Source organism: Phenylobacterium sp. (genome assembly GCF_035475775.1).
In the GTDB taxonomy this organism is placed as follows: domain Bacteria; phylum Pseudomonadota; class Alphaproteobacteria; order Caulobacterales; family Caulobacteraceae; genus Phenylobacterium.
The window spans coordinates 1-14570 of sequence record NZ_DATIMC010000065.1 but is presented as its reverse complement, the minus strand read 5'-3'; the positions used below and the strand labels follow the sequence as shown (position 1 = coordinate 14570).

The window sequence follows — 14570 nt, the reverse complement described above, 5'->3', positions numbered from 1 at the left end:
AGGGCGAGCGACCAGGGCCCGGGGTTCGTGGAATGGATATGAACCCCGCTGGATGCAAGGAGGGGCTGCATGGCGATCCCTGATCGTGAGCTGGCCGGCGCGCTCGCCGTCACCCGCTTCGGCCTGGGGGCCCGGTCCGGCGAGATCGCCGAGGCGGCGCGCGATCCCCGCGGCTGGCTCAAGGCGCAGGTGCGCCCCGAGGGCGCCGACCTGTTCCCCACCGGCGGCGAAACGGCCGCCCGCCGCGTCGCCGACCTGCGCGAGTTCCAGCAGGCGCGGAAGATGGCCCGGCGCGACGCCGTGGGCGACCAGCAGAGCGCGGCGGATGCGCGCGACCCGGTCAAGCTCGCCCAGAAGATGCTGCGCCAGGACACCGCCGGCGACTTCCTGGCGCGCACCCAGCTCGCCGCGACCACGCCTGCCGGCTTCCGCGAACGCTGGGCGCTGTTCTGGGCCAACCACTTCACGGTCGCGGCCAACAAGCTGCAGACCGCCACGGTGGTCGGCCCGTTCGAGACCGAGGCGATCCGTCCGCACGTCTTCGGCCGCTTCCAGGACCTGCTGATCGCCGCCGAGACCCACCCGGCGATGCTGCTCTACCTCGACCAGGTGCAGTCGGTCGGGCCGGACAGTCCGTTCGCGCAGCGCATGGCGCAGGGCGGCCGGCCCGGCCTCGGCGCCAGACTGCAGCCCGTGGCGCAGCGCACGCTTGGGCTCAACGAAAACCTCGCCCGCGAGATCATGGAGCTGCACACGGTGGGGGTGCGCGGCGGCTACAGCCAGGCCGACGTGACCGAGTTCGCCCGCGCCATGACCGGGCTCTCGATCGGCGGCTTCCGCGGCCCGGACGGGGAGATCGGCGAGCCGGTGTTCCGCCTGGCCGCCCATGAGCCCGGCGAGCGCACGGTGATGGGCGTCCGCTACCGCCCGGGCGGCCGCGAGCAGGCCGCGGCGATCCTGGCCGACCTCGCGGCCAAGCCGCAGACCGCCCGCTTCGTCTGCGGCAAGATCGCCCGGCACTTCGTGGCCGACGCGCCCTCGCCTGCCCTGACGGCGCGCCTGGAAAAGGCCTGGACGGGCTCGGGCGGCGACCTCTCGCAGGTGGCCGAGGCGCTGATCGCCGCGCCGGAAGCCTGGGACCCGAACCCCGCCAAGTTCAAGACGCCCTACGAATTCCTGGTTTCCAGCTATCGCGCGGCGGGGGCGGCGCCGCAGGCCATCTCGCAGGTCGCGCCGATCCTCACCGCGCTCGGCCAGAAGCCGTTCACGCCCGGCTCGCCCAAGGGCTGGCCGGAGGACGCGGGCGCCTGGGCCGCGCCCGACGCCGTCGTCAAGCGCATGCAGTTCGCGCAGGGCTTCGCGGCCCAGGCCACCCAGGGCCGCGACCCGAAGGAGCTCGCCGCCCAGGCCCTGGGGCCGCGGCTTTCGCCCGCGACCGCGACCGCCATCGCCCGGGCCGAGAGCCGGCCCGAAGGCTTCGCCCTGCTCCTGATGTCGCCGGAGTTCCAACGCCGATGACCCACTTCATCCCCTCCCGCCGCGGCGTGCTCGGCGCGGCCGCCGCCTTCGGCGTCTCGCTGCAGTTCGCAGCCTCTCAGGCCTTCGCCGCCTCGGAAGGCGCGATGGAGAAGAAGAAGTTCGTGTTCGTGATCTGCCGTGGCGGCATGGACGGGCTCACCGTCGCGCCGCCGGTCGGCGATCCGGACTATGCGGCCCTGCGCGGTCCGATCGCGCTCGGCGGCGAGGCGCTGAAGCTGGACGGGACCTTCGCCCTGCACCCGTCGCTCGCCGCGACCTGGCGGCTCGCTCAGGCCGGCGAGGCGCGGATCGTCCCGGCCGTGGCCACGCCCGACCGCGCCCGCTCGCATTTCGAGGCGCAGGACGTGCTGGAGACCGGCGCGGCGGCCGTCTACGCCGAGACCTCGGGCTGGCTGAACCGCGCGGTGGGGACGCTCGCCAGGGCCCGGAAGGTGAGCGCGCTCTCGGTCGGGCCGACCGCCCCGCTCGTCCTGCGCGGCAAGGCGCCCTACGCCTCCTGGTCGCCGGGGCGGATCGTCGACGGCTCGGCCCGGCTGCCCAGGCTGCTGCAGGACCTCTACAAGGACGATCCGCTGCTCGGCCCCGCGCTGGCGCGCGGCCTGGCCACCGAGGCCATGGCGGCGGAAGCCATGGCCGGCCTGCCCCAGGCGAGCCCGGGCGCGCCGGCGATGATCCCGGCCGCGGCGCCTGGCGCCGGCGGGCGCGGCCTGCAGCAGCAGGGGCAGGCGGCGGCGCGCCAGCTCGGCGAGGCGCTCGCCGGCTTCATGAAGGAACCCGGCGGACCGCAGATCGCGGCGCTGTCGCTCGATGGCTTCGACACCCACGCCAACGAAGGCGCCGCGCAGGGCCAGCTCGCCACCCGCCTCGCCTATCTGGACGCGGTGCTGGACGGCCTCCACCAGGGCCTGGGGCCGGCCTGGAAGGACACGGTGGTGGTCGCCGCCACCGAGTTCGGCCGCACCGCGCGGGTCAACGGCACCGGCGGCACCGACCACGGCACCGCCTCGACCGCCCTGCTGCTCGGCGGCGCGCTGAAGCCCGGCGGCATCGTCGGGGACTGGCCGACGCTGAAGGCCTCGGCGTTGTTCGAGGCCCGCGACCTCGCGCCGACCCTCGACATGCGCGGCCTTCTCAAGAGCGTGCTGGCCGAGCACCTGGGCGTCGAGCGCGCCGCGCTGGACGCGGCGGTGTTTCCGCAGAGCGCCTCGGCGAAGCCGGTCTCGGGGCTCGTGTAAGAGAACCGCGGAAAGCGCGGAAAAGCGCGGAAGGACAGTGGCTTCCGCGAACTTCTGTGTTTTCTGCGGTTGGATCTAGCGCCGCCGCCGCGCGAAGGGATCGGGATCGGCTTCGTGCTCGTCGAAGCCGAAGCGGGCGAAGCCGGCCTTCAGCTCGGAGCTGACCGGGGCTTCCAGCATCAGCATCCCGCGGGAGGGATGCGGCAGGACCAGGCGCCGGGCGTGCAGCTGCAGCTTGAGCTCGCCGGAGAGCGCGTCCGACCCCTCGGTCCGGTACTTCGGATCGCCGAGGATCGGATGGCCGATCGCCAGCATGTGGGCGCGCAGCTGGTGGGTGCGCCCGGTGTGCGGCCACAGCGCCATCCAGGCGACCTTGTCGGCGGCGCGGGCGAGCGTCACGAACTCGGTCTCGGCGGTCTCGGCGCGGGGGTCCTTGGGCCCGGCGGGGACCATCATCTCGCGGTCGCCGACGCCCTTCTTCGCAAGCGGCAGCTCGAGGACGCCTTCGGACGGCTTCGGCAGGCCGGCGACCAGCGCCCAGTAGGTCTTCTGTGTCCGCCGACGGGCGAAGGCGCCGGCGAGCTTGGCGGCGGCGGCGGGCGTCTTGCCGAGCACCAGCACGCCGGAGGTGTCGCGATCCAGCCGGTGCACGAGCCTGGGCCGCTCGAGGCCCTCCCCCCAGGCCGACAACAGCCGGTCGACATGGCGCGTGGTCTTGGTGCCGCCCTGGACGGCGAGGCCGGAGGGCTTGTTGAGCGCCAGCACCTCCTCGTCCTCGTAGATCACCAGGCCGCGCGCGAAGGCGGCGTCGCGCGGGTCGAGAGCCTCGCGCGGGCGCTCCGGCGGACGCTCGGGCAGCGGCGGCACGCGCACCAGGACGCCGGCCTCGAGGCGGGTGTCGGGCCTGGCCCGGCCGCCGTTCACCCGCACCTGGCCGGAGCGGATCAGCCGGGCGAGCTGGCCCTGGGTCAGGTGCGGCCAGCGCCTGCGAAACCAGCGGTCGAGCCGCACGCCCGCCTCGGCCCCGCCGACGGTGATGGTGCGGACTTCGCGCATGGGCGGGTTATGGGAGGGCGGCCGGCGCGTGTCATCCCGGTTTCGGCCTTGGCGGGGGACAAGGAACAGCCCTCCCCGCATGCGGAGAGGGCTGATCCTCGGGCGCCTGCCGAGCGCTAGAACCGGTGGTCGAAGGCGAGCGACCAGACGTCGGCGTGGCCGTTGGAGCCGTGGGTGAACTCCTCGCGGGTGTAGTCGCCGCGCACGCCGTTGGCGCCGTCCCAGTGCCACTGGGCGCCCACGCCATAGTTCCAGGAATCGCCGCTGCCGGAGGCCGAAAGCCCGCTCACCGAGCCGGCCAGGCCGGCCACCGTGACGTCTTCGACCTTGATCTTGCTATGGCCGTAGCCGATCCGGCCCAGCACGTCCCACTGCGGCGACAGCGGCAGGAAGCCCACCACGTAGCCGGCTTCGGCGTCGGACAGCTTGGTCTTGCCGGTCACCGCGGCGTCGCCGACGGTCATGGAGAAGTTGTCGCTCTTGACACCGCCGGCCAGCTCGCCCTCGACGCCCAGCCAGTCGTTGAACCGGTAGCCGAGCCGTCCGCCGATCGCGCCGAGGTTCTGGCCGGAGGTGTGGATGTCGGCGTAGCCGAGATTGCCGTAGAGGCCGATAGGCGCAGTGGCCGTCTGGGCCGCAGCGAGCCCGGGCAAAGCAAGGCCGAGGACAGCGGCCGAGGCCGCAGCCATGAGAGATTTCATTCGCTGGAACTCCTACTTGGACGCGAACAGCTCCCCCATGAGCCTCCCGCAGGTGGGCGACAAACCCCGGCGGGGCTGTGTTGGTTCTGCGGCCAAGCTGTGTTCGGCGACCACCTGTGGCCCTGCGGCCACAACGCCTTGCCCCCGCTGCAAGGCGGCGTGCTATCACTCCGCCAGCCAGCCGGAGGGCCGCCGTTGCCGCAAGCCGTGATCGCCGCCACGGGGCTCTACACCCCGCCCCACAGCCTCTCGAACGCCGAGCTGGTCGAAACCTTCAACGCCTACGTGGCGCGCTTCAACACGGCCAACGCCGAGGCGATCGCGGCCGGCGAAGCCGAGGCCCTGCAGCCCTCGTCCGTGGAGTTCATCGAGAAGGCCTCGGGGATCAAGTCGCGGTTCGTTGTCGACAAGGCCGGCCTCGTCGATCCGGAGCTGATGCGGCCGATCATCCCCGAGCGGTCCAACGAGCAGCTCTCGGTGCTGGCGGAGATCGCCGTCGAGGCCGCAAGGGGCGCGATCGCCCGCTGGGACAAGCCGGCCAGCGAGATCGACGCGGTGATCTGCGCCGCCTCCAACATGCAGCGGGCCTATCCGGCGATGGCCATCGAGGTGCAGCAGGCGCTGGGCATCGCAGGCTTCGCCTTCGACATGAACGTCGCCTGCTCCTCGGCCACGTTCGGGATCAAGACCGCCGCCGATTTCATCGCCGCCGGCTCGGCGCGCGCCGTGCTGATGGTCAATCCGGAGATCTGCTCCGGCCACCTGAACTTCCGCGACCGCGACAGCCACTTCATCTTCGGCGATGTGGCCACGGCGGTGATCCTGGAGGCCGAGGATCGGGCGCGGGACGGCTGGGAGATCCTGGGCGCGCGCCTGAAGACCCAGTTCTCCAACAACATCCGCAACAACTTCGGCTTCCTGAACCGCTGCGCGCCCGACGGCCACGACGGGCGCGACAAGCTGTTCGTGCAGGAGGGCCGCAAGGTGTTCCGCGAGGTGGTGCCGATGGTCTCCGAGATGATCCTGGCGCACGCGGCCGACCTCGGGATCGAGACCGCCGGGCTGAAACGGCTGTGGCTGCACCAGGCCAACATCAACATGAACGAGCTGATCGGCCGCCGCGTGCTGGGCCGCGAACCGCAGCCCGGCGAGAACGTCATCATCCTCGACGAGTTCGCCAACACCTCCTCGGCCGGCTCGATCATCGCCTTCCACAAATCGAGCGACGACTTCGCGCCCGGCGAGACCGGCCTCATCTGCTCGTTCGGCGCCGGCTACTCCGCCGGGACCGTGTTCGTCCGGAAGAGATGACGACCGTCGTGCTGGACGGCCCGCAGGGCCGATCCGGGACCCAGGAACGCCCGATGACTGAACCGGCTGGGTCCCGGCTCTCCGCTCCGCTACGGCCGGGATGACACCCAAGATTCAGGGCGCAGATTTCGGATGCGTCGCCTTCCACTGCATGCAGCGCAGCACGCGGGCGCGGACAGAGGGGTGGTCGTAGAAGATGATCTCCTCCAGCCGCGAGGGGGAATCGTAGCGGTACTCGATGGTCTTCACGAGCGCCTTGGCCAGGCCGTCCGGCTCGTTGAAGTGGGTGAGCGAGAAGCGGTCGGCGTCGGCCTCGACGGCGCGGGTCACCGAGTTCTGGACCGGCGTGCCGATCAGGGTGACGACGGCGAGGATGATCGACACCACCGGCAGGCCGGCGGGATCGGCGAGGCCCCGGACGCCCTTGGCGCCGGTCCAGCGCAGCACCAGGCCGAAGGTCCGGTCGACGATCAGGAACGAGACCAGCGCCATCAGGCCGTAGGCCAGCGCCAGCCAGTAGATGTGGCCATGCACATAGTGGCCCATCTCGTGGCCGACGACGCCGCGCACCTCGGCGAGGTCGGCGTCCTTCTTGAACATCACGTCGCTCATCGCGACCCGGGCGGTGGCTCCGACGCCCGCGACGTTGGCGGTGTAGCGGTTCGACTGCTTGGAGCCGTTGTAGATCAGGATCTTGTCGTGGGGGACGCCGACCTGCTTGGCCATGGCGACCACCTCGTCGCGCACCGGTCCGGGCGGGGCCGGCGTATAGGTGTTGAAGATCGGCTCCAGCAGCACCGGCGAGAGCAGGCTCAGAACCAGGGAGCCGACGCCGGCCAGCACGCCGCCCCACAGCCACCACGTGCGCGGCGCGCGCCGGACCAGCCAGTAGAGGATCGCCGCGAGCACGATGGTCGGGACGATCCCGATCAGGTTCGCCGTCAGGTGCTCGGACAGCCAGCCGCCGAACGGCCGGCTCGTCAGGCCATAGAGCCGCTCGCGCCACCAGTGGGCATAGGCGTCCCACGGCAGCGACAGGACGAGCTCGATGACCCCGTCGACGACGACCACAGCTGCCACCGCGAGCCACAGGCGCGGCTTGCCGCGCTCGACGGCGCTGCGGACCCGCACCAGCACGCCGGTCCGCAGCACGATCCAGGCGACCAGGATCGCCACCAGCGTCCCCCAGAGCAGCAGCCAGTGGCCGCCCTGGGTGTAGGCCTTGGCCTTGTCGTGCAAGGCCGGCGGCAGCTGCGCCAGATAGGCCGCGGTGGCCGCGACCGGATCGAACCCCTGGGCCATCTCCGCCCTCCCCGACTTCCCCGCCGCAGGTAGCCGTGAAGCGGCCCCGCTTGTCACGCGCAAAAGCCGCAGGGCGCCGGCGCGGGCAGGTTTGCGCTGGGGCGCCGAAGCCCGCTAGCGTCAGGCCCATGAGGGATGGCGCAGATTGCGTAAGCCGCCGGCCGTGGGCGGCCTCGGCTCTGGCGGCGCTCACGCTTGGCGGCTGCAGCGATCCCGCGTGGCGCAATCCGCAGGCCGCCAGCACCTCCACCGCCCCGGCCCCCGAGGTCGCGGCCGTCCTGGACGCCGACGCGACCGCCGGCAAGCGCGCGGTTCACCACGATCACGTGCTGGGCCAACCGCTGACGGCGCTGCCGGCCTGGGGGGCGGCCGTGCTCGGACGCAACCTGCGCGAGGCTTTTCCGCGGATGGGCGCCTGCATCGGCAACATCGACGGGGTCAAGGCGCGCTATCTCTCCGGCGCCGGCGGGACCCGGGTCGCCGGCTGGGGATGGGATCAAGACCGGCAGACGCCGGTCGGGCGCGTCATCCTGGTGGACAAGGACTTCCGAATCGTCGGCGCCGGCGAGAGCGGCGCACGCCGGCTCGACGTGCCGCGCGCGCTCCCGGCGATCGGCTCCGACTACACCGGCTGGGAGGCGATCACGCCGCTCAACGCCGGGGCGCTCGACGCCTATGGCGTCAAGGCGGACGGCCAAACCCTTTGCAAGCTCGGCCACCTTGAGCTCTGAATCCCGCTCCGGGCCGGTCGCCGTCCTGCCGGGAGAGCCGCGCTGGATGATGAGCGCGCTTTACGCGGCGCTGGCGGCGGCCCTCGCCTGCTGGCCGGCCTGGCCCGGGCTGATGTCCTACGACAGCCTGTTCGCCTGGGAGGAGGCGCGCTCCGGCGTCGAGACGATGCTGTGGCCGCCGATGCACGCCTACCTGTTCTGGATCAGCCGTGAGCTCGGCGCGGGCGCCTGGGGGCTGTTCGTCTTCCAGGCGTTCCTGCTGTTCTTCGCCGCCGCGCTCTGCGCCAACCTGCTGATGCGGCGGGCGCTCTGGGCGGCCGCGGCGCTGGCCGCCTTCGCCGCGGCCTTCGTGTACGTCCCCGAGCTGCTGGGGACCCTGATGGCGCAGTGGCGCGATGTGACCACCACCAGCTTCGCGCTCGCCGGCCTTGCGGCCTGGCTGGTCGCGGGGCGCCGGCGCTCCACGGTCCCGTTGGCGGTGGCCGGCGTGCTGTTCGCGGTCGCCGCGGCGCTCCGCTACAACGCCGTCCTGCTGCTCGTGCTCATCGCACCGCTGATGGTCTGGCGCCCCTATCTGCAGCCGGCGCCGCCGCCCCGCGCGCGCCTGGTGGCCGCCGCCGCCCTGAGCCTCGGCCTGGCGCTCGCCTGGGGCTCGACGCACTGGCGGCTGCCCGATTTCGCGCCGCTGCCGTCGGCGCACAACTTCGCCGGGACGCAGGAGTTCGACCTGATCGGCATCTCCGCCTGCGCCGACAAGGACGAACTGCCGACCGGGCTCACGCTGGGCTGGCCGATCTCGCCCCGGCAGATCCGCAGGGCTTACGATCCCCGCCACCTGCAGCTCGCCTTCCGCGCCGTGCCCGGCCAGCCGCGCATCCTCGAATCCGACGCCGGCGGCGAGGTGGAGCGCATCTGGCCGCGGGCCGTGCGCCATCAGTTCGGCTGCTACCTCGCCCACCGCACCGCCGTCTTCGTGCAGCAGATGGGCCTGGCCAAGGGCGAGGTCTTCTACCCCGTCCACCTGCAGATCGACGCCAATCCCTTCGGCCTGAAGGTGGCCCATCCGCAGGCGCTGGCGCGGGTCGGCGGCTACGTCCGCACACGTGCGCCTGAGCTCTGGCGCCGGCCCTTCTGGCTCTACCTCCTGGCCGCGGCCGTCGTGGGCGCGCTGTGGCTGCGCCGGGCGCCGCAGGCGCTGCTGTTCACCGGGCTGCTCGGCGGGGCGTTCGCCTACCCGGCGCTGCTGTTCGTGGCCGCGCCGGCGGCCGACGCCCGCTACATCTTCCCCTCCAGCGTGCTGGCGGCCTGGCTGATCGCCGCCGGAACCGCGCTCATCCTCGACCGACGCGCGGCGCAGCGGGCGGACACGCTCGATGCGCTGCTGGCGGCGGCGACCACCAAGCCCGTCAGAGTCGTTTCTCGAGCACCAGGAAGCTGAGGTCGTCGCGCTTCGGCTCGCCCCGCCGCAGATCGCCATAGGGGAACGGCTGCGTCTCGCCGGTGGCGGCATAGCCGCGCCGACCATACCAGGCGATCAGCTCAGGGCGGATCGAAATCACCGTCATGCGGATGCGCTGGGCGCCCCGCGCCTTCGCCGCCGCCTCGGCGTCCGCCAGCAGCTCGCGGCCGAGTCCGCGCGCCTGCAGGTCGGGGCGGATCGTCAGCATGCCGAGATACCAGGCGCCCGGATGGTCCGCGGGCTCGAGCCAGACGCAGCCGAGCGGCGGGCCGTCAGGCGCGTCGCTCAGCACGAGCAGCTGCGCGCCCGGGGTGGCGGCGAGGTCGTCGGCGAGGCTGCTCGCGTCGGTCCGCTGGCCGCCGATCAGGTCGGCCTCGGTGGTCCAGCCGCGGCGCGAGCTCTCGCCCCGATAGGCGGCGTTCACCAGCGCTGCGACCGCCGTCAGGTCTTCCGGCCCGGCGGGTTGGAGCGGCATCTCCCGCTAGCGGTCCTTCTCCCCCTCGCCGATGGCGGCCTGGGCCGCGGCGAGGCGGGCGATCGGCACGCGGTAGGCCGAGCAGCTCACGTAATCCAGGCCCACCTCCTCGCAGAAGGCGATCGAGGCCGGATCGCCGCCGTGCTCGCCGCAGATCCCGAGCTTGACGTCGGGCCGCGCCGCGCGGCCCCGCTCGGCGCCCATGCGGATCAGCTCGCCCACCCCCTCCGTATCGAGGCTGACGAAGGGATCCTTCTCGAGGATGCCTTTTTCCAGGTAGGCGTTGAGGAACCGGCCGGAATCGTCGCGGCTGATGCCGAAGGTGGTCTGGGTCAGGTCATTGGTGCCGAAGGAGAAGAACTCCGCGTACTGCGCCAGGTCGCCGGCCCGCACCGCGGCCCGCGGCAGCTCGATCATCGCGCCGACGTGATAGTCGATGCGGCGGCCCTGCTCCTCGACGACCTGCTTGACCATGCGGTCCGTCAGCTCCCTGAGGAACTTCATCTCCGAGCCCTTGGCCACCAGCGGATGCATGATCTCCGGGATCGGCGCGACCTTGCCCGAGGCGGCGATCTCGCAGGCCGCCTCGACGATCGCGCGCACCTGCATCTCATAGATCTCGGGATAGGCCACGCCCAGCCGGCAGCCTCGGTGGCCGAGCATGGGATTGACCTCGTGCAGCTCCTGCGCGCGCCGCAGCAGCTTCTTGGCGTCGAGGCCGGTCGCCTCGGCGACGGCGGCGACGTCCTCCTCGGTGTGCGGCAGGAACTCGTGCAACGGCGGATCGAGCAGCCGGATGGTCACCGGCAGGCCCTCCATGATCTGGAACAGCCCGACGAAGTCGGCCCGTTGCATCGGCAGGATCTTGGCGAGCGCCGCGCGCCGCCCCGCCTCGTCGTCGGCCAGGATCATCTCGCGCACCGCGGCGATCCGGTCGGGGTCGAAGAACATGTGCTCGGTGCGGCAAAGGCCGATGCCCTCCGCCCCGAACTGCCGCGCGGTCCTGGCGTCGAGCGCGGTCTCGGCGTTGGCGCGCACCTCGAGCCGGCGCACCTTGTCGGCCCAGCCCATCAGGGTGGCGAAATCGCCGGAGAGCTCCGGCTCGACCATCTTCACCGCGCCGGCCAGAACCTCGCCGGTCGAGCCGTCGATGGTGATGAGGTCGCCGGCCTTGAAGCTGCGGCCCCGGGCGCGGAACTCGCCGGCCCTGAGGTCGATGCGGATCTCGCCCGCGCCGGAGACGCAGGGACGGCCCATGCCGCGGGCCACCACGGCGGCATGGCTGGTCATGCCGCCGCGGGCGGTGACCACGCCGCGCGCGGCGTCCATGCCGCGGATGTCCTCGGGGCTGGTCTCCTCGCGCATCAGGATCACCGCCTCGCCGGCCCCGCCCAGCCGCTCGGCCTCCTCGGCGGTGAACACCACCTTGCCGGTCGCCGCCCCCGGCGAAGCCGGCAGGCCGTTGGCGATCACCTCGCGCGGGCTGCCGGGATCGATGGTGGGATGCAGCAACTGGTCGAGGCTCTGCGGCTCGACCCGCATCACCGCCTCCTCCCGCGAGATCAGGCCCTCGCTGGCGAGGTCGACGGCGACCTTCAGCGCGGCCTTGGCGGTGCGCTTGCCGTTGCGCGTCTGCAGCATGTACAGACGCCCTCGTTCGACCGTGAACTCGATATCCTGCATGTCGCGGTAGTGACGCTCGAGCGTCTCCACCACCGACTTGAACTCACCGAACACTTCGGGAAGCGCCTCTTCCAGGGAGGATTGCTTCTCGCCCATTTCCTCGCGTGCGGCGCGGGTCAGCGCCTGGGGCGTGCGGATGCCGGCCACCACGTCCTCGCCCTGGGCGTTGATCAGGAACTCGCCGTAGAGCTTGTGCTCGCCGGTCGAGGGATTGCGGGTGAAGGCGACGCCGGTGGCCGAGGTCTCGCCCATGTTGCCGAACACCATGGCCTGGACGGTGACCGCAGTGCCCCAGCTCTCGGGGATGTCGTGCATCCGCCTGTAGAACTTCGCCCGATCGTTCATCCAGCTGGCGAAGACGGCGCCGATCGCGCCCCAGAGTTGGGCCTGCGGGTCCTGCGGGAAAGGCTTGCCGAGCTCGCCTTCGACCGCCTTCTTGTAGTCGGCGACCACCGCTTCCCAGTCCTCGGCGGCGAGCGCGGTGTCGACGCTGACGTCGAGGTGCTCCTTGTGCTCGTCGAGGATCTCCTCGAACATGTGGTGGTCCAGGCCCAGGACCACGTTCGAGTACATCTGGATGAAGCGCCGGTAGCTGTCGAAGGCGAAGCGGCGGTCGCCGGAGAGCTTGGCCAGCCCCTCCGCGGTCGCGTCGTTCAGGCCGAGGTTCAGCACCGTGTCCATCATGCCGGGCATCGAGGCGCGGGCGCCGGAGCGAACCGAAACCAGCAGCGGATTGGCCGGATCGCCGAAGGTCTTTTTGGTGATCGCCTCGACATGCTTCAGGCCCGCCGCGACCTGCGCCGCCAGATCTGGCGGGTAGGCGCGGTCGTTCTCGTAGAAGTGGGTGCAGCACTCGGTGGTGATGGTGAAGCCGGGCGGCACCGGCAGGCCCAGCGCCGACATCTCGGCGAGGTTCGCCCCCTTGCCGCCGAGCAGGTTCTTCATGGAGGCGTCGCCGTCGGCGCGGCCGCCGCCGAACGTGTAGACCCAGCGCGTCTTGGCCATCGTCTCGACCGTCATCGAACTATCTATCCCGTCACCTGGCTGAAGTCCGCCACGCGCCCCATGGCGTCGCGCACCTTGGCTAGAAGACGCAAGCGGTTGTCGCGTTCCGCCGCGTCATCGGAGTTGACAAGCACCTTCTCGAAGAAGGCGTCCACTGCGGGCCTGAGCGCCGACATCTCGCGCATCGCCCGCTCGTAGTCCTCTTTCTCCAGCGCCTTGCCGATCTCGACCTGGGCGTGCCCCAGCGCATTGATGAGCCCGGCCTCTTCCGGCGGCGCATTGGCCATCTCGGCGGGCTCGCCCGTCGGCAGCGGCGCCTTCTTCTCCTCGGCCTTGAGGATGTTCACCGCCCGCTTGTAGCCCGCGAGCAGGTTCGCCCCGTCCTCGGTCTGCAGGAATTCGTCCAGGCGCCCGACGCGGCTGACGATGCGGACGATGTCGTCGTCGCCCAGCGCGAACACCGCGTCCACGAGGTCGTGCCGCTGGCCCTCCTGGCGGAGCTGCACCTTCAGCCGGTCGGCGAAGAAGGCCAGCAGATCGTCGGAGACGAAGCTCTTTAGCGGCAGCCGGGTGCGCGACTGCAGCAGGATGCGGATCACTCCGATCGCGGCGCGGCGCAGGGCGTAGGGGTCGCGCGATCCGGTGGGCTTCTCGCCAATCGCGAAGAAGCTCACCAGCGTGTCCAGCTTGTCGGCGAGCGCGACGGTGGCGGCCACGGCCTGCACCGGCACGTCATCGTTCGGGCCCTGCGGCTTGTAGTGGCTGCGGATGGCGTCGACGACCTCGGGATCGTAGCCCTGGGCCTCGGCGTAATAGGCGCCCATGACGCCCTGCAGCTCGGGGAACTCGCCCACCATGCCGGAGACCAGGTCCGCCTTGCAGAGCATCGCCGCGACCTTCGCCCAGGCCTTGGTCCGCGCATCGTCGCGGACATAGGGCGCAAGCGCCTCGGCCAGCGCCTCGATGCGGGCCACCCGCTCGGCCATGGAGCCGAGCCTGGCGTGGAAGGTCACGCCCTTCAGCCTGGCGAGCCGGTCCTCCAGCGGGATCTTCTTGTCTTCTTCCCAGAAGAAGCGGGCGTCGTTCAGGCGCGCCGAGAGCACGCGGGCGTTGCCCGCTGCGATCGCCTTGCCGCCGTCCTGCGCCTCGATGTTGGCCACGGTGATGAAGTGCGGGACCAGGAAACCGGTGTTCGGGTCGCGCACCGCGAAATAGCGTTGGTGCACGCGCATCGAGGTGCGGATCACCTCCGGCGGCAGGTCGAGGAAGGCGGGGTCCATGTCGCCCATCACCGGGACCGGCCATTCGGCGAGCCCGGCCACCTCCTCCAGCAGGCCCTCGTCCTCCACCAGCTCGAAGTTGCGCGCGAAGGCGAGCGTGCGCGCGGCGTCCATGATCACCGACTTGCGCTCCTCGGGATCGAGCCGCACGAAGTGGCGCGCAAGGCCGTCCTGGTACTCGTCGAAGTCGCGGGCCCGGAACGGCTGGGCCGAGCCCATGAAGCGGTGGCCCTCGGTCACATCCCCGCTGTCGATCCCGTCGATCGAAACGGGCACGACCTCGCGATTGAAGACGCACAGGATGCGGTGCAGCGGACGGACCCACTTCAGAGTGCCCGAGCCCCAGGTCATCGACTTGGGCCAGGGGAAGCCGCGGACGATCTGCTCCACGATCTCGGCCGCGATGTCGGGGGTCGGGCGGCCGGGTTTCTCCAGGCTCGCGAAATAGGCCCCGTCGCGCTCGACGAGCTGGTCGCGCGAAAGGCCCGTGGAGCGCAGGAATCCCTCGACGGCCTGCGGCGGGGCGCCGACGCGCGGTCCCTTGCGCTCCTCGCGCCGGTCGGGCTGCGCCAGCGGCAGGCCCTCGGCCACCAGCGTCAGCCGCCGGGGCCCGGCGAAGGTCTTCAGCGCCTCCGGGATGAAGCCCTCGGCCGCGAGCTTCTCGCGCGCCATCCGCTCGAGGTCGCGCGCCGCCTGCGCCTGCATGCGCGCCGGGATCTCTTCGGAGAACAGTTCGAGGAGGAGCTGCGGCATCTATTCCCCCTTTCCCCTCGGTGGGGAAAGGGCCGGGGAT

General features: G+C 71.6%; 11 protein-coding genes. 5 read left to right on the top strand and 6 right to left on the bottom strand.

Features of this window, described 5'->3' with window-relative positions; genetic code table 11:
* The first annotated feature begins 69 nt into the window (after positions 1–69).
* Both VLI41_RS07945 and VLI41_RS07940 read left to right on the top strand, forming a co-directional pair.
* Entirely contained in the window at positions 70–1518 is a 1449-nt protein-coding gene (locus tag VLI41_RS07945) for a DUF1800 domain-containing protein (protein WP_325267536.1), read from the top strand.
* Entirely contained in the window at positions 1515–2774 is a 1260-nt protein-coding gene (locus tag VLI41_RS07940; RefSeq protein ID WP_325267535.1) for a DUF1501 domain-containing protein, read from the top strand. The genes VLI41_RS07945 and VLI41_RS07940 overlap by 4 nt, the downstream gene beginning before the upstream one ends.
* Positions 2775–2849: 75 nt before the next feature.
* On the opposite strand, the gene VLI41_RS07935 is transcribed toward VLI41_RS07940, so the two are convergent.
* Entirely contained in the window at positions 2850–3830 is a 981-nt protein-coding gene (locus tag VLI41_RS07935; RefSeq protein WP_325267534.1) for an RluA family pseudouridine synthase, read from the bottom strand.
* Positions 3831–3946: 116 nt separating this feature from the next.
* Complete coding sequence (locus VLI41_RS07930) at positions 3947–4531, bottom strand: porin family protein (RefSeq protein WP_325267533.1); 585 nt, start codon at positions 4529–4531, stop codon at positions 3947–3949.
* A 195-nt stretch (positions 4532–4726) separates the two neighbouring features.
* On the opposite strand from VLI41_RS07930, the gene VLI41_RS07925 reads away from it, so the two are divergent.
* On the top strand, positions 4727–5842 hold the full coding sequence (locus VLI41_RS07925) for a beta-ketoacyl-ACP synthase III (RefSeq protein ID WP_325267532.1): 1116 nt from the start codon (positions 4727–4729) through the stop codon (positions 5840–5842).
* A 114-nt stretch (positions 5843–5956) separates the two neighbouring features.
* On the opposite strand, the gene VLI41_RS07920 is transcribed toward VLI41_RS07925, so the two are convergent.
* Positions 5957–7144, bottom strand: coding sequence for a M48 family metalloprotease (locus tag VLI41_RS07920; RefSeq protein ID WP_325267531.1), 1188 nt, complete (start codon positions 7142–7144; stop codon positions 5957–5959).
* 128 nt (positions 7145–7272) lie between these two features.
* Here VLI41_RS07920 and VLI41_RS07915 point away from each other — a divergent pair, with 128 nt between their 5' ends.
* A complete protein-coding gene (locus VLI41_RS07915; protein ID WP_325267530.1) occupies positions 7273–7875 on the top strand; it encodes a hypothetical protein in 603 nt (200 codons plus the stop codon).
* 46 nt (positions 7876–7921) lie between these two features.
* A complete protein-coding gene (locus VLI41_RS07910) occupies positions 7922–9313 on the top strand; it encodes a hypothetical protein (protein WP_325267529.1) in 1392 nt (463 codons plus the stop codon).
* Here the strand turns inward: VLI41_RS07910 and VLI41_RS07905 are convergent.
* From VLI41_RS07905 to glyS, 3 genes are read right to left on the bottom strand one after another with little or no spacing between them, the layout of a single operon-like run.
* Positions 9282–9809, bottom strand: coding sequence for a GNAT family N-acetyltransferase (locus VLI41_RS07905; protein ID WP_325267528.1), 528 nt, complete (start codon positions 9807–9809; stop codon positions 9282–9284). The two genes, VLI41_RS07910 and VLI41_RS07905, sit on opposite strands and share 32 nt — an antisense overlap.
* A gap of 6 nt (positions 9810–9815) precedes the next feature.
* Positions 9816–12512, bottom strand: coding sequence for a pyruvate, phosphate dikinase (gene ppdK / locus VLI41_RS07900; RefSeq protein ID WP_325267527.1), 2697 nt, complete (start codon positions 12510–12512; stop codon positions 9816–9818).
* Positions 12513–12520: 8 nt separating this feature from the next.
* Positions 12521–14530, bottom strand: a complete 2010-nt coding sequence (glyS, locus tag VLI41_RS07895; protein WP_325267526.1) for a glycine--tRNA ligase subunit beta — start codon at positions 14528–14530, stop codon at positions 12521–12523.
* Between the last annotated feature and the right edge of the window lie 40 nt (positions 14531–14570).

Excerpts from the sequence above, each read along its gene's own strand:
- VLI41_RS07905 (WP_325267528.1), bottom strand. The coding sequence starts at position 9,809 with ATGCCGCTCCAACCCGCCGGGCCGGAAGACCTGACGGCGGTCGCAGCG.
- VLI41_RS07920 (WP_325267531.1), bottom strand. The coding sequence starts at position 7,144 with ATGGCCCAGGGGTTCGATCCGGTCGCGGCCACCGCGGCCTATCTGGCG.
- VLI41_RS07930 (WP_325267533.1), bottom strand. The coding sequence starts at position 4,531 with ATGAAATCTCTCATGGCTGCGGCCTCGGCCGCTGTCCTCGGCCTTGCT.
- VLI41_RS07935 (WP_325267534.1), bottom strand. The coding sequence starts at position 3,830 with ATGCGCGAAGTCCGCACCATCACCGTCGGCGGGGCCGAGGCGGGCGTG.
- VLI41_RS07910 (WP_325267529.1), top strand. The coding sequence starts at position 7,922 with ATGATGAGCGCGCTTTACGCGGCGCTGGCGGCGGCCCTCGCCTGCTGG.
- VLI41_RS07915 (WP_325267530.1), top strand. The coding sequence starts at position 7,273 with ATGAGGGATGGCGCAGATTGCGTAAGCCGCCGGCCGTGGGCGGCCTCG.
- VLI41_RS07945 (WP_325267536.1), top strand. The coding sequence starts at position 70 with ATGGCGATCCCTGATCGTGAGCTGGCCGGCGCGCTCGCCGTCACCCGC.
- glyS (WP_325267526.1), bottom strand. The coding sequence starts at position 14,530 with ATGCCGCAGCTCCTCCTCGAACTGTTCTCCGAAGAGATCCCGGCGCGC.
- ppdK (WP_325267527.1), bottom strand. The coding sequence starts at position 12,512 with ATGACGGTCGAGACGATGGCCAAGACGCGCTGGGTCTACACGTTCGGC.
- VLI41_RS07940 (WP_325267535.1), top strand. The coding sequence starts at position 1,515 with ATGACCCACTTCATCCCCTCCCGCCGCGGCGTGCTCGGCGCGGCCGCC.